Below are 24,777 nucleotides of genomic sequence, written 5' to 3'. Positions count from 1 at the left end.
TCCAGCAGGGAAAGCCTTCTGCCGTAGACCAAGGCGGGCGGCAGCAGGACGGCGATGGCGATCGCGACCGGGCCGACGTGTTCCCAGCCGCGTCCGTTCAGCCCGCCGACCAGCCAGGCCTGCGCCGCCAGGCCGTCCTGCCAAGCGACCCTGGTGATCAGGTACGAGTCGAAGGCGATGAGCATCGCGTTCACCCCGATGCCGACCAGGATCAGCCGGAACGTGTGCACACCACCTTTCAGCGCGAGCAACGCGATCAAGGCCGCGGTGACGACGCCGCCGACCAGCGCGCCCAACGACACCTGGAGCATGCCGCCGTGCACGACGATGATCGTCAGCAGCGCGCCCGCGGCGGCGCCTTCGGTGAAGCCGGGGAAATCCGGGCTGCCCAGGGGGTTTCCGGACAGGCTTTGCAAGATCGCGCCACTGACCGCGAGCGCGCCGCCGACCAGCAAGGCGGTCAGCAGCCGCGGCAGCCGCAGGGTGGTCACGATGAATTCGGTGCTCCGGTCCCCGAAGCCGAACAACGTCCGGATGACCTCGCCGACGGACAACGGGGAGTCGCCGGTGGTCATGCTGACCGCGCCGACGAGGAAGACGGCGACGGCGAGCAGGGTCACGACGATCGCGCCCAGCACGCGGGTGCGGCCGACGTGGGCGCCGAGCGCCTTGCCGGTCTGGTCGCCGAGCGCGAGGATGTCGAGCGGCCGGGCGAGCAGCAGCGCGATCACCGCGCCCACCGCCACGAACGGCGAGACTTGCCAGAACACGTCCCCTCTGCGGCCGCTGAGCGAACCGACGTTCCAGAAGCGGAACTGGTCGAACGTCTCGGGCAGCAGCAGCAGGATCCCGACGATGTAGGCCTGGAGCACCGCCATCACGGCCGAACCGGCGAGCACGAGCCGGTCCGGGGTGGCGCTGCGGCCCGCCGAGCCGAGGACGTACACCACGACCGACGCGATCGCCGCCCCGGCGAAGGCGAACCAGATGTAGCCGAGCACACCGGTGACCTCGACGAACTAAACCGTCGACCGGCGAGAACGGGGCCGCGAGCTTCTTCGCTCGCGGCCCCGTTCCGTGCTCGGCTCGGGAACGGCGGGTGTCGCGTTGGTGACGACGCCCACCGATCCGCGAAGGCCTCCTTGCCACTCCGCAGGACCCGACTGATCCGGTGGCGCGCGAACCCTCCCGTGCGGGGACGGTCAGTGCGGGAATCCCCAGGAGTCGTGCAGCGGAACGGTGATCTGCTTCAGCCAGGTCTTCGTGGTGAAGTCCCGGGCCTTGATGACCACCGAGCCCGGTGAGACCTCGACCTGCAGCCCCTGGTTGAACGCGCCGCCGAGGGACACTTCACCGCCCTTGCCGTCATCCGTCCAGCCGGTCTGCACGGCGGCGGTGTTGACGACGGTGAACCCTTCGAGATTGCCGGTGCCCGGCACCACGCGGCGGACGACCCAGTCCGAAAGGTTCAGATCCCAGTGCGTGTGCCCGGAGAAGAGGAACACGTCCCGGTGACGGCCGAGGATCGAAAGCAGCCTGTCGGGCTGGAGGTAGTCGGACCGGTAGAGCTTGTTGTGCGTCCCGGAAACGGTGTTGGGCAGCGGATGATGGGTCAGCACCATCACCGGGCTGCGCCGGTTCGACCAGTACCGGAGGCGCTGTTCTAGCCAGGTGAACTGCCGGTCGCTCATCCAGACCTCGTCCCACAGTTTGGGGTCGTGGTACTTCGCGTACCGCTCGGTTCCGAGGCAGAGCACCGGAACACCGCCGAACGACGTCTCGGAGTAGACGGTGTTGCGGCCCGCGAACCGGTAGAAGCTGCGGAAAAGGGAGTCCTCGGTCGTCCCGTTGGGCCAGGTCTCCTGGGCCAGGGTGTCGGGATCCCGCCATTTCGGGACGTAGAACTCGTGGTTGCCGATGGCCCACGCGACCTCACGCGGATGCGGGTGCTTGTCGAAGGTCGAACGAAGCTGGGCGTACTCGAAGTCGTAGCCGCGCGGGGTGAGATCCCCCGCGATACCGAGTCCCGCGCTGCCCGGGTTGATCGCGTGCAGGTCGTCGAGCGCCTTGCCGAAGTCGGCGAGGTCCCCCTGGATGTCGCTGAGGATGTTGAAGCGGACGACCGGCCAGTGCGGTCCCCACTTCGCTTGCCCCTGGGGTCGCGCCTCCGCCTGACCAGGCAGCATCGCTGCCCCTGCCGCCGCGCCACCGGCGGCCACCATGAACGCTCTTCGATCCATAACCCGAACGCTACTCACGTTTTATGGACGAAGTCCGTCGCGATTCTGAACAGCACAAGTCCGTGAAGGCCCCCTTGAGGGACGAACACGCGTGAACCGGCCAGGGGCCTTCACGGACCGAAGCGGGTCAGGACTCCATGACCTCGACGAGCGACGTGGGACGCAGGTCGGTCCAGTTGTGCTCGACGTACTCGAGGCACTCCGAGCGCGAGGCCGGGCCGAACTTCGTGGTCCAGCCCGCCGGGACCTCGACGAACTCGGGCCACAGGCTGTGCTGACCCTCGTCGTTGGCCAGCACCAGGTACGTACCGTCGGGGTTCTCGAACGGGTTCGTCATTCCTTGTTCCTCTTCTGTACGGCCGGTGAATCGGCCCGGCGGGCGGGCTCTTCGGTCAGCACGGCCTCCTGCCAGGCGTGCCACGTCGTCAGCGGGTCAGGCGGGTCCGGTCCCGCTGACCGCGTAGTCGGGCCGGGACACGCCGGCACCCCGCCTGTCCACAATGGACTGAAGAATCTCCCCGACCCGGACCGCGGTGTTGGACAGCAGCGACGACGTGATGCCGTGCGTGTGCTCCGTGCCGCCTTGCAGGTAGATCCCGCCGTCCAGCGGCGGTTCGGTGACGATCCGGTAGTCGCGTTCGACGCGGAGCCTGCCCCCGGCGTCGCGCATGCAGGCGGAGGCGAGCTCACCGAGCAGCGGCGTCGGATCCGCCGGGCTGTACCCGGTGGCGTACACGACGAAATCGGCGTCGATACCGGTCCGCTCGCCGGTCTCCAGCGCCTCGACGGTGACCCGCACTTCGGAACCGGTGTCGATGACCTCGGTGGGACGGGAGACGTTGATCAGCTTCAGCCGTTCGATCCCCTGCACCTTCTCGCGGTAGACACGCCGGTACAGGTCGTCGATGAGTTCGATGTCGACGGCCGAGTAGTTGGTCGCGCCGTGGTAGCGCATCAAGCGCTCCTTGACCGCTTCCGGCGCCTCGTAGAACCGCCCGACCGCCTCGGGATCGAAGATGCGGTTGGCGAACGCGCTGTCGTCGGCCGGGCTGTAGCCGTACCGCGCGAACACCGCGCACACCTCGGCCAGGGGGAAGCGATCGTGCAGCAGTGCGCTGACCTCGGCCGCGCTCTGACCGGCGCCGACGACGACGAACCGGCTCGGTTCCTCGGCGGCCATGCCCTCGAGCCGGTGCAGCAGTTCGCTGTTGTGCCAGATCCGGGTGCCCGGCGTCACCCCCACGGGGAGGTTCGGTCGCAGCCCGGTGCCCATCACCAGATTGCGGGCGCGCAGGTTCACCAGTTCGCCGCCGGTGCGGGCGTGGACGTCGAAGAACACGATCTCGTCGCCGTCGAAGACAGGCGTCACCGAAAGTACTTCGGTGCCATAGGAAACCAGATCGTCGACCCTCTCCGCCGCCCATTCGAAGTAGTCGTGGAACTCGATCCGCAGCGGGAACAGGTTCTTGTGGTTGATGAAATCGACCAGCCGGTCCTTGTCGTGCAGATACGACAGGAAGCTGAACGAACTCGTCGGGTTGCGCATCGTCACCAGATCCTTGAGGAAGGACACCTGCATGGTGGCGTTGTCGATCAACATCCCGCGATGCCAGCCGAAACAGGGCTGCCGCTCGAGGAAGTGGGCGGTGACCGTCTCCGTTCCGGACGCGCCGTTGTGCTCGGTGACGGCGATGGCGAGCGCCAGGTTGGAAGGCCCGAACCCGACCCCGACCACGTCGTAGACCGGAACCCGTTCACCGGCCACTGCTCGTGCCATCTTGAACCCCTAGCGCGGCTCAGCCGCATCTCGGTACTTCGCAACAAAAGACCAGGGAACCCTAACCTAAGTAAGGTGAGGCTCAACTAGTACTTTCAGTGGTGATGTTCATCCCTCGACCAGGAGGAGGCCGGTCCCATGCGGGTCGCCATGTTCGGATACCAGACCTGGGGACACCGCACCTTGCGTGCGTTGATCGACGCGGGGCACGATGTCGCCCTCGTCGTCACCCACCCGAAAAGTGAACACGCCTACGAGAAGATCTGGTCCGATTCGGTCGCGGACCTCGCCGAGGCCAACGGGATCCGCGCGCTGCTGCGCCAGCGTCCGGACGACGCGGAACTGCTCGCGGAGCTGAAGGAAGCCGATCTCGACCTGATCGTCGCCAACAACTGGCGCACCTGGCTGCCGCCCGAGATCTTCCAAATGCCGCGTCACGGCACACTGAACGTCCACGACTCGCTGCTGCCCGCCTACGCCGGCTTCTCGCCGCTGATCTGGGCGCTCATCAACGGCGAGAAGGAAGTGGGCCTGACCGCCCACCTGATGGACGCCGACCTCGACGCGGGCGACATCGTGCTGCAGCGGTCCGTCCCGGTCGGCCCGAAGGACACGACGACCGATCTCTTCCACCGGACGGTCGACCTCATCGCCCCGATCACCACCGAGGCGATCGAGCTCATCGCGAGCGGGGACTACACGCCGGTCGAACAGGACAGGTCGAAGGCCAGCTTCTTCCACAAGCGCGCCCTCGAAGACAGCCTCATCGACTGGTCATGGCCCGCCGAGGAGATCGAGCGGCTGGTGCGCGCGCAGTCCGACCCGTACCCCAACGCCTTCACCTACCACCGCGGCAAGCAACTGCGCGTCGTGCGTTCCTCGGTGTCGGCGGGGAACTACGGCGGAACTCCCGGGCGAATCTTCATCCGTGAAGGTGAAGGTGTCGTCATCGTCGCCGGGCCGGAAGCACGCCGCGGCCGTTCCCACGGTCTCGTGATCGAGCGGGTGCGGACCGAGGACGGCACCGAACTGGCCGCGAACGACTACTTCCGCACTCTGGGCGGCTACCTCACCAGCCGGCCCTGACCTGCCCCTGCACCGTCCCGCGAAAAAAGTCGTCGCGGGACCGATGAGTTCCCGCGAAGGGCGCCGTTACATCGGGTAGGAACACTCGATGGGAGGCGCCATGACCGACACGATCACCGCGGCGAAGGCGGGCGACGAAACCGCCTTCGCCGCGCTCACCGGACGACACCGGCGGGAACTGCACGTCCACTGCTACCGGATGCTCGGCTCCTTCGACGAGGCGGAGGACGTCGTCCAGGAGGCGCTGCTCAACGCGTGGCGCGGGCTGGACACGTTCGACGGCGGCAACTTCCGCGCGTGGCTGTACCGGATCGCCACCAACGCCTGCCTCGACGCGATCCGCAAGAGCGAGCGACGGATGCCGTCGCTGCGCTCGTTCGCCGAAGTCCCGTGGATCCAGCCGTATCCGGACCGGCTGCTGGACGAGATCGCGCCGTCCGAGGCCGAACCGGACGCGCTCGCCGTCGCCAGGGAGACCATCGAACTCGCCTTCCTCGCGGCCCTGCAGTTGCTGCCACCGCAGCAGCGCGCGGTGCTGATCCTGCGCGACGTGCTCGGCTGGCGGGCCGCCGAGACCGCGACCCTGCTCGACCTTTCCGTCCCGGCCGCGAACAGCGCCCTGCAACGCGGCCGCGCCACCCTGCGGGAACGCCTCCCGCAGCGGCGCGGGGAATGGTCCGCCGCCGCGCCCTCCGAAGAGGAACGGGCGCTGGTCCGGCGACTCGTCGAGGCTCACGACAGCGGCGACTTCGGCACGCTGGGCAGTCTGGTCCGCGATGACGTCCGCGTGACCATGCCGCCGGAACCCCACTGCTACATCGGGCTCGAACACCTCGCCCGGCACGGCAGGATCGCCGAGGAGATGGGCGAATGGCGCGCCGTCGCGGTCGACGCGAACCGCATGCCCGCGTTCGCCTCGTACCTGCGGCGTCCCGGCGACACCGTCTTCCGCGCGTTCAAACTCGATCTCGTCCGCGTCGTCGAGGGCAAGGCCGCGGAGTTCACCACGTTCGACAGCCACCTGTTCCCGGCCTTCGGCCTGGACGCCACCCTGGAGGGATGAAGCGATGCCGGAGAAGATGACCGCCGAACAGCGCCGCGTCTTTCTCGCCGAAGGCACCCGCACCGCCGTCTTCGCGACGGTCCGCCCGGACGGCAGGCCGCACGCGGTCCCGGTCTGGTTCGCCCCCGACGGGGACGACATCCTGGTCAATCTGGGCGCCGACACCGTCAAAGGCAGGGCACTCAAAGAGAATCCGCGCGTGTCGGTGGTCGTCGACGACCCCGTCCCGCCCTATTCGTTCGTGAGCGTGGAGGGGGTCGCGGAAATCGTCACCGAGCCCGAGGGGGTTCGTGAGGGTTCGGCGCGGATCGCTCAGCGGTACCTCGGGGAGGCCGGGCCGGAGGCGATCGAGGGCTGGCTGCCCTATGCGACGTCACCGGGGAAGGTGATCGTGCGTGTGCGGCCGGAGAACATCGTGGCGATCGCGAAGGTCGGTGACTGAGGACTTCCAGCCGCTGGTACCGATCGCGTTTTAGCGCCGCTCGGCGCCAGCCGCGACGACAGCGCGGAAACCCATCCCCAGTACATGAAGGCCCCCTTCCTTGCGCCTAAGTACAGGAAGGGGGCCTTCACGTACTTCCAACACTCACGACGCCCACCACCTGCTCGCCCCGGCACTGACGATCAACACCGTCGTCCTGCTGATCTCGGCGTTCAAGACCTACGACCACGTCGAGGTGGTCACCAACGGCGGGCCGGATCGGGCACCACCGCCACCATCGCTTTCGACGTCCTCGACGCGAACCACGTCGGCTACGCGTCCGCGATGGCCGTGGTGATCCTGGTGAGCGCGATCTCTTCGTGCGCTGTACTTCGTGCTCAGAGCTCGGTGACCTTCCCGTCGGCGACTTCCAGCCGCCGCGTCGTCGCCACCGCGTCCAGCATCCGCCGGTCGTGCGTCACCAGCAGCAGCGTCCCCGGGTATTCCGCCAGCGCCGACTCCAGTTGCTCGATCGCGGGCAGGTCGAGGTGGTTGGTCGGCTCGTCGAGCACCAGCAGGTTCACCCCGCGCGCCTGCAACAGCGCCAGCGCCGACCGGGTCCGCTCCCCCGGCGACAGCGTGGCCGCCGACCGCAGGACGTGCGCGGCCTTGAGCCCGAACTTCGCCAGCAGTGTCCGGACGTCGGCGTCGGCGAGTTCCGGTACCGCACGGGCGAACGCCTCGACGAGCGGAAGGTCGCCGAGGAACAGCTTCCGTGCCTGGTCGACCTCGCCGACCACGACACCGGAGCCGAGCGACGCGGCTCCTTCGTCGACCGGGACCCGCCCGAGCAGGGCGGCGAGCAGCATCGACTTCCCGGCGCCGTTGGCCCCGGTGATCGCGACCTTGTCCGCCCAGTCGATCTGCAGGTCCAGCGGTCCGAGGGTGAACTCACCCCGCCGCACCACCGCACCGCGCAAGGTCGCCACGACCGCACCCGCCCGAGGCGCCGCGGCGATCTCCATCCGCAGTTCCCACTCCTTGCGGGGCTCCTCCACGACGTCGAGCCGCTCGATCATGCGGTCGGTCTGGCGGGCCTTCGAAGCCTGCTTTTCCGTCGCCTCGCTCCGGAACTTGCGGCCCACCTTGTCGTTGTCGGTGGCCTTGCGGCGGGCGTTCTTGACACCCTTTTCCATCCACGAACGCTGCATCGCGCCGCGCGCTTCGAGCGAGGCCTTGGTGTTCGCGAACTCCTCGTACTCCTCGCGGGCGTGCCGCCGCGCGACGGCGCGTTCCTCCAGATACGACTCGTAACCACCGCCGTAGGTCCGCACCTGCTGCTGCGCGTAGTCGAGTTCGACGACGCGGTCCACGGTGCGGGCGAGGAACTCCCGGTCGTGGCTGACCAGCACGGTCCCGGCGCGCAGCCCGGTCACGAACCGCTCGAGCCGTTCCAGACCGTCGAGGTCGAGGTCGTTGGTCGGCTCGTCGAGCAGGAAGATGTCGTACCGGCTCAGCAGCAGCGACGCCATCCCCGCCCGGGCCGCCTGCCCGCCGGAGAGCGACATCATCGGCTGGTCGAGGTGGACGGTGAGCCCGACGTCCGCGACGACCTCGCCCGCCCGGTCGTCCAAGTCGGCGCCGCCGAGCGCGAGCCACCGGTCGAGGGCCAGCCCGTAGGCATCGTCCGCGCCGGGTTCACCCGCGGTGAGCGCTTCGGTGGCGGCGTCGAGTTCGGCTTGCGCGGCGGTCACTCCGGTGCGGCGCGAGAGGAACGCGCGGACGGACTCACCCGCGCGGCGTTCCGGCTCCTGCGGGAGATGACCGACGGTGGCTGTCGGCGGGTTCAGCCGGACACTTCCCTCTTCCGGCGGCACGAGACCGCCGAGGGTTTTCAGCAGGGTCGACTTGCCCGCGCCGTTGACGCCGACGAGACCGATCACCTCACCCGGGGAGACGACCAGGTCGAGACCGGAGAACAGAACACGGTCGCCGTGGCCGGCGGCGAGATTTTTGGCAACGAGTGTGGCGCTCATGAGATCGGTAAGTCTACGGGGACCGAATGAACAGCTCGTGGTCCCTCGGAAGAGTGGCAAGTATCCAAGCGATCACGCAACGTGGGTAACCTGGTTGTTCTTCTGGACCCGAACGAACCCCTGAGCATTGAGGTCGGTGACAGCAAATGGCGGATTCCGCCACCCAGGTCCCCGTCGTCCACCAGCAGAAAGGCGGTACTCGCAGGCCCACGTTGAGCAGGCGGCGAGAAGTCAGTCATGCCAGCGCGCGATCCCTGTTGATGACGATCCTCGGCGAGTACGTCCTGCCCCGTGACCGGCCGATCTGGACGTCGACGCTGGTCGAGGCGCTGCGCGTGCTGGACATCGAGGAAAAGTCCGCACGGCAGGCACTGGCCCGCTCCTCCGCCGAGGGCTGGGTCGTCTCCGAACGCGTCGGACGAAGAGTGCGCTGGTCGCTCACCCCGCCAGGAAGACGCCTGCTGACCGAAGGCGCGGAACGGATCTACGCCTTCGGCAACGAGGAGAAGGCCTGGGACGGCCGCTGGCTGATGTTGATCGTGTCGGTCCCCGAAGCGAAGCGGGACCTCCGGCACCGGCTGCGCACCCGTCTGACGTGGGCAGGCTTCGGCTCGCCGGTGGCGGGCGTCTGGGTCAGCCCGGACCTCAGCCGCCAGCGGGAGGCTCAGCAGATCGTGCAGGAACTCGGCCTCGACGCGCAGGCGATGTCGTTCACCGCCGCCTATGGCGACGTCGGCGACCAGGAGACGATGGTCGCGCGATCCTGGGACCTCAGCGACTTGAAGGACCGTTACGAAGACTTCATCGACCGCTTCACCGGTTTGCGGCCTTCAGGTGAGCGTGGCGTCCTGCGCGCGCAGACCGAGCTCGTCCACGAATGGCGCAGCTTCCCGTTCCTCGATCCGCGTCTTCCGCTGAAACTCCTCCCCGACGGTTGGAGCGGCGTGCGCGCGGCGGACCTCTTCCACCGCAAGCACGTCGAATGGCGACCAGAAGCACAGGCGCAATGGGACGAACTCGCGGACTCTTCCGGCTAGGGTCACGGAAACCGATCCAGCGGAGGGAACTCGTCTTGGCCACCTCGATCCGCCTCGACCGCGAGGGCGATATCGCCGTCCTCACCATCGCTTCGCCGCCGCTGAACCTCTACACCGCGGAACTCCAGCAGGAACTGGGCGAGGCGATCGGCGAACTGGAGGCCACGCCGCCGCGCGCGGCGCTGATCCGGGCCGAGGGGAAGATCGTCAGCGGTGGCGTCGACGTCTCCCTGTTCGACGCCCAGTCGAGCGCGGCCGATGCGAAGGTGCTCTTCGACGAGATGCTGGCGATCCCCGACCGGATCGCCGCACTCCCGTTCCCCACCGTGTTCGCCGCCCACGGCCTGTGCCTGACCTGGGCCTTCGAGGTGGCTGTCGCCTGCGACATCATCCTCGCCAGCGAGAAGGCCAAATTCGGCCTGGTCGAACGCGTCGTCGGCCTGACCCCGACCATGGGCGGCACGCAGCGGCTCGCCGCCCGCGCCGGTGTCGGCCGCGCCAAGGAGTTCGTGATGACCGGCGCGACCTACGACGCCGCGACCCTCGAACGCTGGAACGTGGTCAACCGGGTCTTCCCGATCGACGGCTTCGACGAGGCCGTCCGCGTTTTCACGAACGACCTCGCGCAGGGGCCGACCAGGGCGCACGCGGCCACCAAAAAGGTTCTCGAGCACTACGAGCACGGCGGCGTCGCCGAGGCGAACGAGCACATCACGACGATCGCCGCCGGGCTCTTCGACACCGAGGACCTGCGCGGCGCGGTGAAGTCGTTCCTCGCCGACGGCCCCGGCAAGGCGACCTTCACCGGCCGCTGATCCGCTAAGGCCGCTGGCCGACCGCGTCCACCACACCGGACGCGGTCACCGCCGTCCCGTTCCCGCCCAGGTACAGGAACGTGTCAGCGGCGAAGACGATCATTTCCGGTTTCGCCATTTTGGGGTCGTCCTCCGGCTTGAGCGGCCAGGTGATGCCCACACCGGGCCTGCCCGCCCCGTCCTTGGCGTTGTCGACGGCGCGCAGGCCGGGCACCTTGGCCGCCGCGCCGAACAGGGCCGCCCGGACGGCGGGCGGAAGGTAGGTCTCGTTCGCCAGCGCGACGACATCCTTGCCCATCGCGTTGTAGTCGTTCTTTTCGCCGCTGTGGTCGGCATTGTCGGCGTTGAGGTAGGCGAACATCGCGTCGGCGTCGGTGGGGAGATCCACCCGGTAGCCGGGCCGTGGCGTGCACGGCTCCATGACGCCCTTGAGCGGCTCTTCGCCCTTGTACGCCTGCGCCCGCCCGTTCCGGCAGCCCGGAAGCGGGAAGGACTTTCCGTCCGCCATTTTGATCAGCCCGTCGTGGGTGCCGTCCGCCGAAATCCACGATTCCCGCTCACCGTCGGGCTGCTTGGTCTTCGTGTAGATGAACTGGTCCGGTTTCGGCGGTGTGTCCGGTGTCTTCAGCGCGGCCGCGGCGGCGCCGCGCAGGACGGCCACGGGATCCGCGGTGGCCGTGGGCGGTTCCAGTCCTGCGGGGGCGAGCGCCACGACGGCGGTGATGGCCGCGGCCAGGCCCGCCGCCCCCACCCCGGTCCAGACCCAGCGCCGCCGGTTCTTCAGCGGCACGACGTTCTCCGTCCCGGCGGCGGCGATTTCGGCCATCAATCGCGCGCGTGCCGAGCCGAGCGCGTCGGATTCCGCGAGGGGCACCGATGCGGTCCGCTCGGCGATCAGCTTCAGCTCATCCATGGGAGGCGATCTCCTTCGAAGTCGTGATTTCCGGGTGCCCCAGCGTCTCGCGGACCTTCCGGCGGGCGCGGTTGAGCCGCGAGCGGACGGTGCCGAGCGGAATGCCCAGCGCCGAGGCCACTTCCCCGTAGCTCAGGTTTTCTCCGGCGAACAACGTGAGCGCGTCGCGGTCGCCGTCGCTCAGTTCCGCCAGCGCGGAGTCCAGCAGTTTCCCCATCGACGCGGCGGTCACCTGCTCCGCGATCCGCTCGGCGTGTCCTTCCTCGTGAACCGGCGGGCCGAGGGCTTCCCGCAGTTTCAGCTCTTTGGCCTCCTCACGACGCCGCTGCGCCACGAGGTTGGTGGCGATGCCGTAAAGCCACGGCCGGGCGTCGCGGCGCTCGGTGTCGTAGCCCTCGCGTTTGCGGAAGGCCACCAGGAACGCCTCGCCCAGCGCGTCCTCGGCGGCGGCGGGCCCGATGCGCCTCACCAGGTAGCGGTGGATGTGCGCGGCATGCCGGTCGAAGATCGCGGAGAACCAGTCCGGCCTGGTCACCGATCTCGCGATCAGTTCCGCGTCTTCGAGATCGCCCGGATCCGCTCCAGATGAGCTCATGAACCGCCCTTCGCTGTTCGTTCAGTGTCACCTGCTATCCGCGCTCGCGGCCGAACGGGTTCACGACGGCCGAATCGGTCTAGACCTTTTACGTATCTCGCGCTACATTCGAATGTGGTCTAGACCACATGCGCCACTTTCAGAGCAGGTCAGTCTCGCCGCCTCTTTTGGAGAGAACCGCCATGAGACGCACCCGAAAACGACTACTCAGCGCACTCACCGTGACACTCCTCGCCGCCGGGCTCTTGGTGGCCGCGGGTACTCCGGCACTAGCGGCGGGCCGCCTCCGCGCCGCCTTCACCCTGACCGGAACCACCGGCGAATACACCGTCACCAACCCCAGCAGCGAAACCGTCGCCGACTGGTCCATCACCTTCACCGTCCCCGCCGGCGTCACCGCCACGAGCGGCTCCCACGCCACGGTCTCCCAGTCGGGCGACCAGGTCACCCTCACCCCGGCGTTCTACATCAAATCGCTCGCGCCGAGCCGTTCGACGTATCCCTACAGCCCCTCCTTCCGGCTCAGCTCGGCGGTCGCCCCGACCACGTGCCGGATCGACGACGCGAACTGCGACGGTTCGGGCGACACACCGCCGTCGACCCCGGCCAACCTGCGACTCGTGGCGAAGACGACTACGACCGCCGCGCTGGCCTGGAACGCGTCGGCACCGGGCTCGCTGCCCGTCGCCGGCTACGACGTCTACCAGGGCACCACCCTGGCGGCCTCGGTCACCGGTACCGAAGCGAGGATCACCGGGCTGACACCGAACACGGCCTACAGCTTCACCGTCGTCGCCAAGGACCGCAAGGACACCAAGTCACCGCCCACCCCGGCGCTCGCGGTGACCACCAACGACCCGGGTGACGACACCCAGGCGCCGACAGCGCCGTCGAACCTCCGCTCGACCGCGGTCACGTCGAGCTCCGTCGCACTGGCGTGGAACGCGTCCACGGACAACACCGGGGTCGTCTCCTACGACGTCTACCGCGGCACGACGCTCGCCACCACGGTGACCGGGACGACCGCGACGGTGAGCGGCCTTTCACCGTCCACTTCATACTCCTTCACGGTCAAAGCCCGCGACGGGTACGACAACGTGTCGGCGGCGAGCGCGGCCGTCAGCGCTCGCACCGGCGACATCGTGAACGGGTACGCCCGGGTCGGCTACTTCGTCCAGTGGGGCATCTACGGCCGCCAGTTCTTCGTGAAGAACATGGTGACCAATGGATCGGCCGCCAAACTGACCCATCTGCTCTACGCCTTCGGGAACATCGACCCGGTCAACCACACCTGTCTGTCCGGCGTCACCAAGGGAACGACGTCCAATCCCCAGGACCCGAACCAGGGCGACGGCGCGGGCGACGCGGAAGCCGACTACTCGCGGCCGATGTCCGCGGCGCAGTCCGTCGACGGTGTCGGCGACACCGGCTGGGAAACGCTGCGCGGCAACTTCAACCAGCTCAAGAAACTCAAGGCCAAGTATCCCAACCTGAAGATCCTCATCTCCTTGGGCGGCTGGACCTACTCGAAGTACTTCTCCGATGTCGCGGCCACCGCCGCGTCGCGGCAGAAGTTCGTCGCGTCGTGCATCGACACGTACCTGAAGGGCAACGTCAAGGCGTACGGCGGAGCCGGCGGGCCGGGAACGGCCGCGGGCATCTTCGACGGCATCGACATCGACTGGGAATGGCCGGGCAGCCCCGACGGGCACCCCGGTAACCACTGGAGCGCCAACGACAAGACGAACCTGACCGCCCTCCTCGCCGAGTTCCGCACGCAGATGGACGCCTACGGCGCCACCACCGGCAAGCGGTACGAACTACAGGCGTTCACCCCCGCCGACCCGGCGAAGGTGAAGGGTGGCTGGGAGATCCCGAAGATCTTCGACTACCTCGACGTCGCGAACGTGCAGGGCTACGACTTCCACGGCTCGGGCAGCGACAACTCGTGGGAGCCGAACCGCACCGGTCATCAGGGCAACCTCTACGCCGACGCGGACGATCCGTACAACTTCAAGTTCAGCGTCGAATCGGCGATCAACGCCTACACCGAGGCCGGGGCCAATCCACGGAAACTGACCCTCGGGCTCGCCTTCTACGGGAGAGGCTGGCAAGGGGTCGCCGACGGCGGCAAGAAGGGCGAATGGCAGAGCGCGACAGGAGCCGCGCCAGGCCAGTTCCCCGAGGAAGCAGGTACTCGTGGCTACGCGAATCTCCTGGCCAGTGTCCCCAACTGCGCCGTCCAGCACGACACCGCGGCAGTGGCCACGTCGTGCTACACCGGCAACGGCGGGCAATGGTGGACCTTCGACGACGCCTGGTCCATCCAGCAGAAGGTCGCCTGGCTCAAGACCAGAGGACTGCTCGGAGTCATGGCCTGGGAGATGTCGGGTGACACCGGATCCCTCATGACCACCGTGGACAACTCGCTGAAGTAACGGTTCCCGGGGTGCCGGTGTTCGTCACCGGCACCCCGGCACCGCCGGATTCCGATACCGCCTGGCCGTGGTCGACCACGCTGGGCGGGGCGGTCGACCGGGGCACCGAGGAGTTCGCAGCTACCGCCTCGGCCGTACTCGTGCAGCGTGGCGGACACTGAACGTGCGTCGGTCATCCAGACGATGCGGTGCCGCTCCTCGACTTCGGAGCGCCACACGTCGTCCTCGGGTGTCGTCGAGCACCGCACCGCGCCGGAGCTACCGCTCCGACCACAGAAAAAACGGGTCTCCGCAGCTGGTGAGCTGCGGAGACCCGCTTCGTCCGGTCGGGCTGACAGGATTCGAACCTGCGACCCCTTGACCCCCAGTCAAGTGCGCTACCAAACTGCGCCACAGCCCGGACCCGCGCTCCGTGGAGTGCGATGTGAGTACTTTAGCGGGTCCCGAACAGGTGCTCACAACCAGGGGTCACTGTATGTCTGAACTGGGAAAACACTCCGTGAGGGCCACCTTGCCGCATTCGGGTGGCCCCACGGGGTCACTGTGGGTCGCAGGCGTGGATGAGTGGCCTGCCAGGAGACGAACAGGTTGCCGGTTATCGGCCGAGCGCTGGCGCAGAGTGAGGGCCTCGAAGTCGCCCATGGTCACTGAGGCGGTTGCGAAAGGTCTCCACGAGGAGGTCAGGAACTTCAGGCTACTGCCGCAAGCCACGACGGGACGGCTTCGCCCATCTGGTACTTCGCGTGTAAGCGGCTTTCAGGACCAGCCGATGGGGCCGTGCTCCCAAGGTCAGCCCTCGGCGATCGAATGTCCGGTTGCTGACTGTATGTACGGTTGTGTGCGGGATCCTGAATCGCAAAAGGGGTTATTGGGGTAAGGCAACATGACATGCAGGGATCGGCGGCGCAGCGGACCCGCAGGCGATTCCTGACGCTCCTTTGCCCTCCACCAAGGACTTTTCCTGATGTCGATGCCATCGTGACCCATGTGCACTGCGTTATCGAGAGGCAAGTCGACTAGTCGTGTGCAGGGCATGTGGTCGCTCTGCGCAGCGCTTTGCCGGTCGCCTTCACTACCTTCAGATGTGCTCCCTGATGACAATGGGACGACTGTGACGCCAGTGCCGGTTCTTGAAGTCCGTGAAGGCCTCCTTGAGAGACCCTGGGTCCCTCAAGGAGGCCTTCACGGACTTGCCACCCCACACGACACGTTTGCCTTCCCCCTCAAATAAACGCTCTTCACCACTCACGACCCCGTCGCGGAACGCCGCAATAATGCAAAACGGGCAGCTTCGCCTCGAAAAGTAACCTTTGCGACTCCTCGACGTTCAGCCTTGGCGAAGAATTCCTGCGGCTGACTCTCTACGAATGGAGGCAGCGGCGCGCGACGTCGGTGGCCGCAGACGCATCCGGCTTTCGCGACGCCTAGTTCCACGTCGACCCCGGCTCCAGGAAGTGGTGGACGAAACCATCCACAACGCCCTGGCAGCCGCGGCAGCGTGGTCCAGAAGACGGCCACCGCCAGGTGCGGCTACTTCGGCGACCCGGACGGCTACCTGTGCGCGACGCCTACTTCTCCCAGACGCTGAATATGAGATGAGCATGAACACGACGGTCACAGAGATGATGAGCACCCGCTGCTGAAGGACCATCCTCGTTGGGCGACGCTTCGCCTGTCGATCGGACAGGAGTCGTGGCATCTCCCCACTACGCCTGCCTCCCTGCCAAGCGAGGTCCGCCCACCTCGAAGCCTTACAGGTTTCAAGGCGTGCGTGCCACGCCCGCCAAGCCGCGCGAACGAGGGGCGTCCTTGTCGGCGCCCGCGATGTCGGGGCGCCATCGAGGCAGCCACACCAGACCGGGCTCGACCAACTCCAGGTCTCCGAAGAACTCGGCGATCTGCTCTCGTGAGCGCATGATCGCGGCGTGATTGGTCCGGCGCCCGTACTCCTGCGCCACCCGCTTGCCCGCGTCCTGCGTCTCGACGTCCTCGGGCGCCACGTGAATGTGCGACACCGCCAGGAAGCTGCCCGGCGGCAGCATCGCGCGGTGAAAACCGAGCGCGGCGTGCGGATTCCGCTCGTCGGGCATGAAATGCAACAGCGCGACCAGAAGCAGCCCGATGGGCTCGCTCCGATCGATCAGACCGGTGTCCAGCACGCGGTCCCACAGCAGCCGCCGGTCGAAGAAATCGGCATCCAACGCGGCATGCCGGGCCGGGTCCGCCGTCTCTTCGAGCAGAATCTGCGCGTGTGCCTGGGCGATCGGCTCGTTGTCGATGTACACCACGCGGCATTCACCCGGTGCCACCTCATCGGCGACCTCGTGCACGTTGCCCTGCGTCGGCAGCCCGGACCCGATGTCCACGAACTGCCGGATCCCCTGCCCCACCATGAAACGGACAGCACGACCGAGGAAGGCCCGGTTCGCGCGGGCGAAATCCCGGATTTCCGGCAGCACGGCGAGCTGCTTCTCGGCGAACGCCTGGTCGACGGCGTAGTTGTGCGTCCCACCGAGCAGGTAGTCGTACACCCGCCCCACCGATACCTTGTCCACCGACGCGGCCACCCGTGCGGCCTCATCCATGCTCATCCCGATCCCCCAAGACCTTCGTGCAGGGCAACGCATCGACGACCGCACACTAGCCGGTCACGAAGTGTGCTGCCACGAGGGCGCCGGACACTTTCGACCGATTCAAAGTGCGACGTGACCGGTGACATCCACGACCGTGCCGCCACCGACCCGGATCTCGCCGTCGGACTGCTCGACGCACACGCGCCCGCAGCAGTGCAGTTTCGTGCCCTGCGCGGCGACATATGCGGCCGAGGCGAACTGCATCGCGACCCAGACCGGCGCCGCACTCCTGCACCAGGCGACCTGCCGTCTCCGCCGCGCTTCAGCCACGCACGAGCGGATCCGAGCGTCGGGTGGCCCGCGCAAGGCGACTCGCGGCTCGTGGTGAAGATCCGCAGTCGGTAGCCGGTGGCGAAGATCCGCAGTCGGTAGCCGACAGCCGGGTCGGTCGGCGAGAGCGGAAATGTGGTCTCACTCAGTTCGTCCAGCGAGCGAACGCCGCCCTCTGTTCGGCGGTGAGGTCGCCGGCGTCGTGGACCACGGCGACGGGATCACCGGACAGGAACTCGTCGGTGAACACTCGCATGCCGTCGAAGTCACCGACCGGACGAGACTCACCTCACCCGGCCAGACGAGGGGATGTGGTCCGTTCGACCGACAAGGCACGGACGTCCCCGCCGATATCTTGTGGCCGAGTCCGACCACCATCCAGAGGAGCACCATGACGACCGCCCGGCGCGCTCTCACCGTTCTGGCCACCGCAGGTCTGGCCATCTCGGTCTTCGGCGCAGGACCCGCCTCCGCCGCGACCAAGGGCAAGATCTACATCTCCAACAACTGCGGCAAAGCGGTCCCCACCACGATCCACCGCGGTGGCTTGATGATCGCGGGTACCGGGGCCGCCCCGGCCGGAAGCTACTTCGGTTACCCGGTCGATCCCGGCACCTATCAGGTGCGCGTGCCCGCGGGGAACAAGGACGTGAAGATCCTCGACTACGGCAGCAAGGCGCACTCGGTCATCGTCAGGGCCTGCTGAACCCTGCCGAAGGCACGACCCGCACAGCCGACTTCGGTCAGCGTGACCGGCCCCGAAGAGCCGGTCACGCTGACCGGGTCCAGGCGGTATCAGCGGATGGTGCGGTGGATCCAGTCGGCGTAGGCGGGCACGCTGGTGTAGAGGCCGGGCCCGTTGGCGCAGGGCACGTCGTCGTCGCCAGGGCCGGAGGTGACGCCGATCAGCTCCCACCGGCCTCCCTTCCCGCGCTGGACCTGCGGGCCGCCGGAGTCGCCCATGCAGGCCATCGCGCCGCGCTTGCGGCTGATCGTGCAGAGCCGGGTCGAGTCCGCGTAATCGGGCGAGCATTCCGACACCGCTCCGCGGCGGGTGTCGAGCTGCTGGAGCCGCTCGGGGAACACCGCCTTGGCGATATCGGCGGTGTCGACCGTGGTGCCGAAGCCCATCAGGCGGGTCGGCGTGCCGGGCTTGCCGGGACGGTCGGCGATGCGGATCGGCTTCTGTGCGACCGGGCGGTCCAGGCGAACCAGCGCGATGTCGTTCTTGTTCGGCTCACCCGGCTGGTAGCCGGGGTGGCGCACCATGCGGTCGATCGTGCGCACGGTACCGCCGGAGGTCCGGGACTGGCTGCCGATGCGCACCGTTCCCTCCGGCCGAGCCGGGTTGTTCCCCGGGTCGACACAGTGCGCCGCGGTCACCACCCATTGCGGGTGGACCAGCACGGCCCCGCACACCCCTTCGGCGTTGTTCAGCTCCGGCACGATCTCCGGGATCGAGGCCATGAACTCATAGCGCTCGGTGGAGTTCTTCCCGTTCACCACGGCGTCGGCACTGCCGGGCAGGGCGATCGCACAGAAGACCCCTGCCAACGCGACACTGGCGGCACGGATCAGGTGACGGCGCACGGAATTCACTCTCGACATACTTTTCCTTCGTTCGAGGACTTCGGATCGTTCGGCTCCAGCATCGCGGTCCGCCGCGGCCTTCACCATCGGGTCGACCCGCTGATCCGTGGTGGTGCCCGCGCCACCGTCGTCCATAGTGGACGGCATCCTCCGAATGTGACCGGTGTCACTATTCGACAGGTTGTGGCAACCTCCGGTACCGATGAACGCCTTCAAGCTCAGGAACAACCGATATCGGAACCTGGGGAGCACATGAAGAGACTTTTCGTCATGCTGACCGCGATACTGGCGGTCGTCGCGTTGACATCCGCCGCGCCCGCCGGGGCGACGACCCGCTTCGACCGGGAACTCCAGGTACGCATCGCGCGGGCGCAGGCCTACGCCGACAGCAGGCCCGGCGACACCGGGATCGTCCTCCGGGACCGGTGGACCGGGGCCGTCTACCGGAGCCAGGCCGCCGGGACCCTCATCTGGGCCTGCTCCACCCCGAAGTTGGCGATGGTCGTCGATCTGTTGCTGCGCAATGATTCCGGGGCTGTCCAGCTGACCGCCGAAGACCGGGACCTCATGCACCGGATGCTCAATTCCAGCGACGACGCCGCCGCCCACACGTTGTGGACCCGCTACGGCGGGGAGGCCGAGTTCGCCAAGCGCTTCCCGTCGTACGGGATGACGGACATGCGGTTCACCGACCAGCACCCGCATCATTGGGGCTGGATCCTGACCACCGCGAACGACCTGGACCGGCTGATCAACCACGTCCTGACGAAGCTGCCCCGGCAGCACCGCGACTACATCGTCCGCGAGATGCGCACCGTCGACGTCAACCAGCAGTGGGGTGTCTGGGGCGCCGGTCCCGCCGCCCGCCCTGGCAACAAGAACGGCTGGTCCGACGACAACGACGACGGCTCCTGGATCATGAACTCGGTCGGCTTCGTCGGGCCGCACGAGCGCTACACCCTCTCGCTCATGAACAACACCAAGGTCATCCAGAACGGTTACGAGACCGGACAGGAAACGACCACCAAGATCAGCGAAATCCTGTTCAACGGGTACTTCAAGAGCTGATCGGGCGACGTTCGGGCCCGGTGGACCTCGCCGGGCCCGAACGCTCCAATGGATTGCCGCGCGCCGCGCCGGGGGTGGCCGCGGATCTTTGCGCATTGCGTACCCGGCCGGCGAGGCCTGTGGGCCGGATCGCCGGCTGATCGGGCGGCGCCGGGACGTCCGCCGCCCCGCTTCTGCGCTTCCAGGTGATCGACCGCGGCAGTCGAGTGAGCCTTGAGCACCTGCCGGGCCGAGGGGTGGTCAGCGCATTCCTCGGCCACAGACACTGTTCCTGCCCGTACGACCGCCTCGACGTCGTTTGCGGGGATTCTTCCCCCGGATTTTCACCGTCGAGACGTCAAGGGCCGGAGCGGCACGCCCAGACCGGTTTCACCGGCCGCGGAAGCGGGCGGCCAGTGCGGCGATCGGTGACCGTCGTGCCCGCACCGGAAGCCGTCCGGACGTGATGTCCTCCAGCAGGGTCGCGACGGTTTCCCCGGCACAGGTGCGGTTCGCGCCGATTCCACCCGAAGGACCGCGTTTGATCCAGCCGACCACATAAGCGCCGCTGCGGCCGTCGACGCGGCCCGCGGTGTTCGGGATCGTGCCACGGGCCTCGTCGAACGGCAGGCCGGGCACCGGGATTCCGCGGTAGCCGACCGCGCGGACGACCTGCCCCGCGGCGATCTCGACCGGCCCGTCCGGACCGGTGACCCGAAGACCGCGCACCTGTGTGTCGCCGACGAGCTCGGTGGGAGCGGAGTGGAAGCGCAGGACGATCCGGCGTGCGTCCGCGACCGGCGGCGCGGTCCAGTCGACGGTCTCGCGGCCGAGTTCGCGCAGCAGCGACGCCTTGCCGGTGCCCGCCTCGATCGCGGCCACGGTGCGCGGGTCCGCGTCGTCGACGACGAGCGGCACGCCGGCCCGCTGTGCGAGCGCGAGCAGTTCCGGGGAGGTGTAGGCGGCGTCCTCCGGCCCGCGACGGGCGAGCAGGACGACCTCACGGACCTTGCTCGTACGCAATCGTTCCAGGGCGTGCGGGGCGATCGTGGTGCCGGCGAGCGCGGCGGGATCGGCGGTGAGGATCCGGGCCACGTCCAAGGCGACGTTGCCGGTGCCGATCAGCACGACCCGTTCCGCGGAGAGGTCCACCGCGTTCGCCGGTACGTCCGGGTGGCCGTTGTACCAGCCGACGACGGTGGTCGCGGCGACACTGCCCGTCAGGTCTTCACCGTCGAGGCCGAGACCACGTGCGGACGAGGCGCCGACGGCGTAGACCACCGCGTCGTGGCGCTCGGCCAGCTCGTCGATGGTGACGTGGCGGCCGACCTCGGTGCCCAGGCGCATCCGCAGCCGAGGGTGTTCGTGGAACCGGGAGAAGGTTTCACCGATCCGTTTCGTGGCAGGGTGATCCGGAGCCACCCCGAAGCGGATGAGCCCGCCCGCGACCGGCAGCCGGTCGATGAGGGTGACCCGCGCGTTCGTGTGCAGGAGCAGGTCCTCGACGGCGTACATGCCGGCAGGCCCGGTGCCGACGACGGCGATGTCCGGCGGCGCGAAGTCGCTCGGGATGGCCCGGTCGAAGGTCGGAGGACTCCAGCGGTGGAAGTTCGGCGCGGGATCGGCCGCGGTCTCGCGGCCGGCGTAGTACTCCGCGTTGAGCCCCGCGTAGACCCGCAGCGAATCGGTCAGCAGATCGACCGGGAAGATCGCGTCCACCGGACAGGCGTCCGCGCAGGCTCCGCAGTCGATGCACGAGGCCGGATCGACGTAAAGCATCTCCGTGGTGCCGAAATCGGGCTCGTCCGGTGTCGGGTGGATGCAGTTGACCGGGCAGACCGACACGCAAGTGGCGTCGTTGCAACAGGTCTGGGTGATCGCGAAGGCCATGTCAGATCAGGTTCGCCCGCTTGTAGAACACCAGGGCCTGCCGAGTGAGCAGCCCGCACGAGCCGAGGAATTCCATCAGCCCGGCACAGCTGGAGCGCATCATCGCCTTGTGGTGCTCATTGGCCTTCGCCTCACGCAGCGCGCGCCGGGCGTCGAGTCCCGCGTTCCGGTAGACGTCCCGGTTGATCATGCTGCTGACGATGAAGTACGACGCGATCGCGATGACCAGCGCGTTGATCCGGCGGCGCAGGAAGCCCGCGCCCTTGAGCTGCTCCCGCGTCTCCTCACGGGCGAACTTCATGTGCCGCGACTCTTCGACGACGTGGATGTTGTTGATGGTCCGCACGAACGGGACCACCCGCTCGTCGCGCATCCAGTCGCGCTGCATCACGTCGAGGACTTCTTCGGCGACCAGGATCGCCGCGTACGCCGCTTCGCCGCGGGCCGTCGCCTTGAAGACGCGGCCGAGCTCGACGGCGATCCTGCGCGGACGGTACGGGGGTGCGCCGAGCTTCTCCGCCCCGCGGGCGAACATGATCGAATGCCGGCATTCGTCCGCGATCTCGGTCAGGGCCCACTGGAACGCCGGGTCGGTCGGGTCTTTGGCGTAGAAATCACGCAGCACCATCTGCTGCAGGATCATCTCGAACCAGATGCCGGTGCTCGCAACCGAGGCGGCCTCCTGGCGCGTGAGCTCCTTCTGCTGCTCCGAGGTCATCTCCGCCCAGTAACTCGTGCCGTAGAGGGTGCTCCACTCCGGGCTGGCACCGTGGAAGTCCTTGTCCAACGGCGTCTCCCAGTCCACCTCGGTGGCGGGGTCGTAGGACAGCATCGCGGAGGAATCGAGGAGCCGCCGCGCGGTCTCGTGGCGGCCGGCACCGGCCGCTTCCACGGTGCGTGGCACATCGGTGCTGGTCATACGGACCTCCCTGACTAGGCGTTACCGGAGTTCACTGTTACCCAAGGTAACAGCTAGCTGGCAGCGCCGCGAGGGGGATCTCCGAAGCGCCTGCCCGGCAGCGTCAGTGATCGCGGCAGCGCTCGGATACTCGGGCGGCACCGGGCCACGGCGGAGCGGGCACCTCCGATGCCGAACAGCGTCACACCATCCCGCCGATCGTGTCGGTCGTGGCGATACCGCCCGGTCGAGTCGATCACCGCACGTGTGGTGAGAGGCCCGTGTATGTGGCCAGACGGAGAGCGAGCCCGTCTCCCGCCTCGGCCTCCCCGAGCGGCGGTGGGTCGAGCAACGCCGTGGCCTCGTCCGAGTAGATGCTTTCCGCGAACCTGGCGACCACCCGCGGCGGCGGCAGCAGTTCGAGACCGTGGTACCCGACGACGATCAGGTCCGCACCGCTGCTGGTCTCCGCGGCCATGGCCCACCCGTGTCGCTCGTCCCACAGCAAGGCGGCATCGCGGTCCGGTCTGCTCGGAAGTCTTCGTTCGAGGGCGATGTAAGCGCTCGCGATCGGTTCGAGCTGCACGCAGCAGGCGTCTCCGTGCAACCCCAGCGCCTCGATCACCAGGCTCACATACCGATGCAAGCCCTTCAGGATCACTCCGTCGAAGTGCGGTTCCATGCCGATCGCCACCTAGTGCTCGTCCTCGCCGGCACTGCGGCGCCGGCTGCTCGACGCGGCAATGAGGTTCACTCCGCCACTCGGAGGGTTCCACCCACACCGTGGGCGAAACGCGAATCGACCAGCCACGACACTCCGGCTTTCCCCTCGCCGCCACAGAATACTTACAGTGCCGCCTTGGCATAATATGTAGCGTTTACTATAGATATTGAGCAAAGCGGTACATGACCTGGTGTCGGACGACGAACGTTGCCGGGGAAGTGATCGAAATGCCGGACACCTTGCGTGATACGTCGGTGACCAGCGCTTTCGCCGAGCTGATCTACGCCGACGTGGCTTGGCTACGTGCCGACTTCGACGAGATCGTGGCCGCCGGCTTCGACATCTCTCCCCCTGCTTCGCTGAAGCCACCTTCACGCTCCACCGGCCCGCGTCGTTCCGGCTTCCCGGTTCGAGCCGACGACCTCGTGGGCGGCCTGCCCACGGGAAAGCCTCGACACCGGCAACGGTCCCCTCCGCCGATCACCGCTCTTCCTGATCCGTGAGCGAACGTGGAAGGGCAGGTGATGCCCGCCCTGAACCCGCCCGCCGTCCCGCTTTCGAAGCGAAGGTCCAGCACGCCCGACGGCTCGAGGAGACCGCGGCGGCGGTCCCCGGCCCTGCGTCTCGTGGCGCCCCTGATCGGCCTCGGCGGCGGGCGGGTTTCAGGACGCTCCGGCAGTGATCCGCGAGTGAAGGAGAAGCGCGGGCGGCGCAAGAAGCGCACCCACGGGCCCGCGAACTCAGGACCCCGGCGTGCCCGCATGTCGAAGCGCGAACTGGTCGAGAAGGCCGGCCGCGCCCGGAAGGACAAGAAGCGGCTTATACGAGAACGGGCCGGTTCATTCGGCCGTCGCCGAAGGAACCGGCTTCCCGCCCTTTGTCGATCCTCACTCCCGGCCGAGCACGATCGTGGGCTCGAGATCGAGGGCCCACTCGTCCATGGCGTCGGACTCGCCGCGCGGCTTCGGCACGGTCAACCGGTCGGCCGGTGACTGAAGATCGATCGTCTTCTCTTCGTAGGCGTTCGCCATAATCCTCAACTCCGTTTGGGCTCCATCCGGCGGGTAGGGGCCGGCAGGAGGCGATTACCCGGCGATCCGGAGATCAATCATCTTGAATTCCGCTCCAGCTCCCCGTTCCGGGGGCGGATGCTCCTGCGGAAGCCGACTCGCTTCGGTGAGGCAGTTCCACGAAATCCCGGAATCGCGGCTCGTCGGCCGGATTGGGCTCCCCCGGTGCCCCGCAGTGGTGCAGGCGTGAGAACACGAAGCGCTACTCACGACCTTGTACCCGCGTACCCCTGG

Annotated in this window: 24 protein-coding genes, 1 tRNA gene and 3 pseudogenes; 10 read left to right on the top strand and 18 right to left on the bottom strand. The window is 67.8% G+C overall.

Annotation, left to right across the window (positions count from 1 at the left end):
* Positions 1 to 53: 53 nt before the first annotated feature.
* The 5 genes and pseudogenes from P3102_RS17035 to P3102_RS17015 form a co-directional block, all read right to left on the bottom strand.
* Positions 54 to 536, bottom strand: a pseudogene (locus tag P3102_RS17035) (iron chelate uptake ABC transporter family permease subunit); the annotation flags it as partial.
* A 72-nt stretch (positions 537 to 608) separates the two neighbouring features.
* Positions 609 to 1,010, bottom strand: a pseudogene (locus P3102_RS17030) (iron chelate uptake ABC transporter family permease subunit); the annotation flags it as partial.
* 192 nt (positions 1,011 to 1,202) lie between these two features.
* The gene (locus P3102_RS17025) at positions 1,203 to 2,222 is read right to left on the bottom strand and encodes a DUF4073 domain-containing protein (protein ID WP_346660194.1); all 1,020 of its coding nucleotides are present in this window, start codon (positions 2,220 to 2,222) and stop codon (positions 1,203 to 1,205) included.
* 145 nt (positions 2,223 to 2,367) lie between these two features.
* The gene (locus P3102_RS17020; RefSeq protein ID WP_276370452.1) at positions 2,368 to 2,577 is read right to left on the bottom strand and encodes an MbtH family protein; all 210 of its coding nucleotides are present in this window, start codon (positions 2,575 to 2,577) and stop codon (positions 2,368 to 2,370) included.
* Between the two features lie 96 nt (positions 2,578 to 2,673).
* Positions 2,674 to 4,017 carry a SidA/IucD/PvdA family monooxygenase gene (locus P3102_RS17015; protein WP_276370451.1) on the bottom strand — a complete coding sequence of 448 codons (1,344 nt, stop codon included), beginning with the start codon at positions 4,015 to 4,017 and terminating at the stop codon, positions 2,674 to 2,676.
* 138 nt (positions 4,018 to 4,155) lie between these two features.
* Between P3102_RS17015 and P3102_RS17010 the strand changes: the two genes are divergently transcribed.
* The 3 genes from P3102_RS17010 (at position 4,156) to P3102_RS17000 (ending at position 6,608) form a co-directional block, all read left to right on the top strand.
* The gene (locus tag P3102_RS17010; protein WP_276370449.1) at positions 4,156 to 5,103 is read left to right on the top strand and encodes a methionyl-tRNA formyltransferase; all 948 of its coding nucleotides are present in this window, start codon (positions 4,156 to 4,158) and stop codon (positions 5,101 to 5,103) included.
* A 100-nt stretch (positions 5,104 to 5,203) separates the two neighbouring features.
* A complete protein-coding gene (locus tag P3102_RS17005; RefSeq protein ID WP_276370447.1) occupies positions 5,204 to 6,166 on the top strand; it encodes an RNA polymerase subunit sigma-70 in 963 nt (320 codons plus the stop codon).
* A gap of 4 nt (positions 6,167 to 6,170) precedes the next feature.
* Positions 6,171 to 6,608: a PPOX class F420-dependent oxidoreductase gene (locus P3102_RS17000; RefSeq protein WP_276370445.1), complete on the top strand. Its 438-nt coding sequence runs from the start codon at positions 6,171 to 6,173 to the stop codon at positions 6,606 to 6,608.
* A gap of 377 nt (positions 6,609 to 6,985) precedes the next feature.
* Here P3102_RS17000 and P3102_RS16995 read toward each other — a convergent pair whose 3' ends face one another.
* Positions 6,986 to 8,623 (bottom strand): ABC-F family ATP-binding cassette domain-containing protein, encoded by a 1,638-nt coding sequence (locus P3102_RS16995; RefSeq protein WP_276370444.1) that lies wholly within the window; start codon positions 8,621 to 8,623, stop codon positions 6,986 to 6,988.
* A 146-nt stretch (positions 8,624 to 8,769) separates the two neighbouring features.
* Here P3102_RS16995 and P3102_RS16990 point away from each other — a divergent pair, with 146 nt between their 5' ends.
* Positions 8,770 to 9,660, top strand: coding sequence for a PaaX family transcriptional regulator C-terminal domain-containing protein (locus tag P3102_RS16990; RefSeq protein WP_276370442.1), 891 nt, complete (start codon positions 8,770 to 8,772; stop codon positions 9,658 to 9,660).
* A gap of 35 nt (positions 9,661 to 9,695) precedes the next feature.
* Positions 9,696 to 10,475, top strand: coding sequence for an enoyl-CoA hydratase/isomerase family protein (locus P3102_RS16985; RefSeq protein ID WP_276370441.1), 780 nt, complete (start codon positions 9,696 to 9,698; stop codon positions 10,473 to 10,475).
* A 4-nt stretch (positions 10,476 to 10,479) separates the two neighbouring features.
* Here the strand turns inward: P3102_RS16985 and P3102_RS16980 are convergent, their stop codons facing one another.
* Together P3102_RS16980 and P3102_RS16975 are read right to left on the bottom strand one after the other, a co-directional pair.
* Positions 10,480 to 11,388 carry a CU044_5270 family protein gene (locus tag P3102_RS16980; RefSeq protein WP_276370439.1) on the bottom strand — a complete coding sequence of 303 codons (909 nt, stop codon included), beginning with the start codon at positions 11,386 to 11,388 and terminating at the stop codon, positions 10,480 to 10,482.
* Positions 11,381 to 11,983: an RNA polymerase sigma factor gene (locus P3102_RS16975; protein WP_276370438.1), complete on the bottom strand. Its 603-nt coding sequence runs from the start codon at positions 11,981 to 11,983 to the stop codon at positions 11,381 to 11,383. Before P3102_RS16975 ends, P3102_RS16980 begins: the two co-directional genes overlap by 8 nt.
* 221 nt (positions 11,984 to 12,204) lie before the next feature.
* On the opposite strand from P3102_RS16975, the gene P3102_RS16970 reads away from it, so the two are divergent.
* Both P3102_RS16970 and P3102_RS16965 read left to right on the top strand, forming a co-directional pair.
* A complete protein-coding gene (locus tag P3102_RS16970) occupies positions 12,205 to 14,421 on the top strand; it encodes a glycosyl hydrolase family 18 protein (protein WP_276371210.1) in 2,217 nt (738 codons plus the stop codon).
* A gap of 11 nt (positions 14,422 to 14,432) precedes the next feature.
* Positions 14,433 to 14,582, top strand: a complete 150-nt coding sequence (locus tag P3102_RS16965; RefSeq protein WP_276370436.1) for a hypothetical protein — start codon at positions 14,433 to 14,435, stop codon at positions 14,580 to 14,582.
* Between the two features lie 165 nt (positions 14,583 to 14,747).
* Here the strand turns inward: P3102_RS16965 and P3102_RS16960 are convergent.
* From P3102_RS16960 to P3102_RS16940, 5 genes and pseudogenes are all read right to left on the bottom strand, one after another.
* Positions 14,748 to 14,821 (bottom strand) — tRNA-Pro (locus P3102_RS16960).
* Between the two features lie 1,360 nt (positions 14,822 to 16,181).
* Positions 16,182 to 17,006 carry an SAM-dependent methyltransferase gene (locus tag P3102_RS16955; protein ID WP_276371208.1) on the bottom strand — a complete coding sequence of 275 codons (825 nt, stop codon included), beginning with the start codon at positions 17,004 to 17,006 and terminating at the stop codon, positions 16,182 to 16,184.
* 108 nt (positions 17,007 to 17,114) lie between these two features.
* Positions 17,115 to 17,324: a hypothetical protein gene (locus tag P3102_RS16950; RefSeq protein ID WP_276370434.1), complete on the bottom strand. Its 210-nt coding sequence runs from the start codon at positions 17,322 to 17,324 to the stop codon at positions 17,115 to 17,117.
* A gap of 41 nt (positions 17,325 to 17,365) precedes the next feature.
* A pseudogene (locus P3102_RS16945) lies at positions 17,366 to 17,419 on the bottom strand (hypothetical protein); the annotation flags it as partial.
* A gap of 50 nt (positions 17,420 to 17,469) precedes the next feature.
* Positions 17,470 to 17,580, bottom strand: a complete 111-nt coding sequence (locus P3102_RS16940; RefSeq protein WP_276370433.1) for a PhzF family phenazine biosynthesis protein — start codon at positions 17,578 to 17,580, stop codon at positions 17,470 to 17,472.
* A 135-nt stretch (positions 17,581 to 17,715) separates the two neighbouring features.
* On the opposite strand from P3102_RS16940, the gene P3102_RS16935 reads away from it, so the two are divergent.
* Positions 17,716 to 18,030: a hypothetical protein gene (locus P3102_RS16935; protein WP_276370431.1), complete on the top strand. Its 315-nt coding sequence runs from the start codon at positions 17,716 to 17,718 to the stop codon at positions 18,028 to 18,030.
* An 89-nt stretch (positions 18,031 to 18,119) separates the two neighbouring features.
* On the opposite strand, the gene P3102_RS16930 is transcribed toward P3102_RS16935, so the two are convergent.
* Complete coding sequence (locus P3102_RS16930) at positions 18,120 to 19,061, bottom strand: serine protease (protein WP_276370430.1); 942 nt, start codon at positions 19,059 to 19,061, stop codon at positions 18,120 to 18,122.
* A gap of 105 nt (positions 19,062 to 19,166) precedes the next feature.
* Here P3102_RS16930 and P3102_RS16925 point away from each other — a divergent pair, with 105 nt between their 5' ends.
* Positions 19,167 to 19,982 carry a serine hydrolase gene (locus P3102_RS16925; RefSeq protein ID WP_276370428.1) on the top strand — a complete coding sequence of 272 codons (816 nt, stop codon included), beginning with the start codon at positions 19,167 to 19,169 and terminating at the stop codon, positions 19,980 to 19,982.
* A gap of 369 nt (positions 19,983 to 20,351) precedes the next feature.
* On the opposite strand, the gene P3102_RS16920 is transcribed toward P3102_RS16925, so the two are convergent.
* The 3 genes from P3102_RS16920 to P3102_RS16910 all read right to left on the bottom strand — a co-directional run bounded on the left by P3102_RS16920 (position 20,352) and on the right by P3102_RS16910 (position 23,443).
* On the bottom strand, positions 20,352 to 21,851 hold the full coding sequence (locus P3102_RS16920) for an FAD-dependent oxidoreductase (RefSeq protein ID WP_276370427.1): 1,500 nt from the start codon (positions 21,849 to 21,851) through the stop codon (positions 20,352 to 20,354).
* A gap of 1 nt (position 21,852) precedes the next feature.
* Positions 21,853 to 22,770 (bottom strand): diiron oxygenase, encoded by a 918-nt coding sequence (locus P3102_RS16915; RefSeq protein ID WP_276370425.1) that lies wholly within the window; start codon positions 22,768 to 22,770, stop codon positions 21,853 to 21,855.
* Positions 22,771 to 23,005: 235 nt separating this feature from the next.
* Positions 23,006 to 23,443 (bottom strand): DUF6292 family protein, encoded by a 438-nt coding sequence (locus P3102_RS16910; RefSeq protein ID WP_276370423.1) that lies wholly within the window; start codon positions 23,441 to 23,443, stop codon positions 23,006 to 23,008.
* Between the two features lie 257 nt (positions 23,444 to 23,700).
* Here P3102_RS16910 and P3102_RS16905 point away from each other — a divergent pair, with 257 nt between their 5' ends.
* A complete protein-coding gene (locus P3102_RS16905; protein WP_276370421.1) occupies positions 23,701 to 23,976 on the top strand; it encodes a hypothetical protein in 276 nt (91 codons plus the stop codon).
* Positions 23,977 to 24,360: 384 nt separating this feature from the next.
* Here P3102_RS16905 and P3102_RS16900 read toward each other — a convergent pair whose 3' ends face one another.
* Positions 24,361 to 24,504 carry a hypothetical protein gene (locus P3102_RS16900; protein ID WP_276370420.1) on the bottom strand — a complete coding sequence of 48 codons (144 nt, stop codon included), beginning with the start codon at positions 24,502 to 24,504 and terminating at the stop codon, positions 24,361 to 24,363.
* Positions 24,505 to 24,777: the final 273 nt, after the last annotated feature.

Origin of the sequence: Amycolatopsis sp. QT-25, from assembly GCF_029369745.1 — a bacterium.
GTDB lineage: Bacteria > Actinomycetota > Actinomycetes > Mycobacteriales > Pseudonocardiaceae > Amycolatopsis.
The sequence above is the reverse complement of the archived record's forward strand: the minus strand, read 5'-3'. Positions and strand labels throughout refer to the sequence as shown.

Coding starts and splice junctions, on each gene's coding strand:
- P3102_RS17025 (WP_346660194.1), bottom strand. CDS start 2,222: ATGGTGGCCGCCGGTGGCGCGGCGGCAGGGGCAGCGATGCTGCCTGGT.
- P3102_RS17020 (WP_276370452.1), bottom strand. CDS start 2,577: ATGACGAACCCGTTCGAGAACCCCGACGGTACGTACCTGGTGCTGGCC.
- P3102_RS17015 (WP_276370451.1), bottom strand. CDS start 4,017: ATGGCACGAGCAGTGGCCGGTGAACGGGTTCCGGTCTACGACGTGGTC.
- P3102_RS17010 (WP_276370449.1), top strand. CDS start 4,156: ATGCGGGTCGCCATGTTCGGATACCAGACCTGGGGACACCGCACCTTG.
- P3102_RS17005 (WP_276370447.1), top strand. CDS start 5,204: ATGACCGACACGATCACCGCGGCGAAGGCGGGCGACGAAACCGCCTTC.
- P3102_RS17000 (WP_276370445.1), top strand. CDS start 6,171: ATGCCGGAGAAGATGACCGCCGAACAGCGCCGCGTCTTTCTCGCCGAA.
- P3102_RS16995 (WP_276370444.1), bottom strand. CDS start 8,623: ATGAGCGCCACACTCGTTGCCAAAAATCTCGCCGCCGGCCACGGCGAC.
- P3102_RS16990 (WP_276370442.1), top strand. CDS start 8,770: ATGGCGGATTCCGCCACCCAGGTCCCCGTCGTCCACCAGCAGAAAGGC.
- P3102_RS16980 (WP_276370439.1), bottom strand. CDS start 11,388: ATGGATGAGCTGAAGCTGATCGCCGAGCGGACCGCATCGGTGCCCCTC.
- P3102_RS16975 (WP_276370438.1), bottom strand. CDS start 11,983: ATGAGCTCATCTGGAGCGGATCCGGGCGATCTCGAAGACGCGGAACTG.
- P3102_RS16955 (WP_276371208.1), bottom strand. CDS start 17,006: ATGGATGAGGCCGCACGGGTGGCCGCGTCGGTGGACAAGGTATCGGTG.
- P3102_RS16940 (WP_276370433.1), bottom strand. CDS start 17,580: ATGCGAGTGTTCACCGACGAGTTCCTGTCCGGTGATCCCGTCGCCGTG.
- P3102_RS16935 (WP_276370431.1), top strand. CDS start 17,716: ATGACGACCGCCCGGCGCGCTCTCACCGTTCTGGCCACCGCAGGTCTG.
- P3102_RS16930 (WP_276370430.1), bottom strand. CDS start 19,061: ATGCCGTCCACTATGGACGACGGTGGCGCGGGCACCACCACGGATCAG.
- P3102_RS16925 (WP_276370428.1), top strand. CDS start 19,167: ATGAAGAGACTTTTCGTCATGCTGACCGCGATACTGGCGGTCGTCGCG.
- P3102_RS16920 (WP_276370427.1), bottom strand. CDS start 21,851: ATGGCCTTCGCGATCACCCAGACCTGTTGCAACGACGCCACTTGCGTG.
- P3102_RS16915 (WP_276370425.1), bottom strand. CDS start 22,770: ATGACCAGCACCGATGTGCCACGCACCGTGGAAGCGGCCGGTGCCGGC.
- P3102_RS16905 (WP_276370421.1), top strand. CDS start 23,701: ATGCCGGACACCTTGCGTGATACGTCGGTGACCAGCGCTTTCGCCGAG.
- P3102_RS16900 (WP_276370420.1), bottom strand. CDS start 24,504: ATGGCGAACGCCTACGAAGAGAAGACGATCGATCTTCAGTCACCGGCC.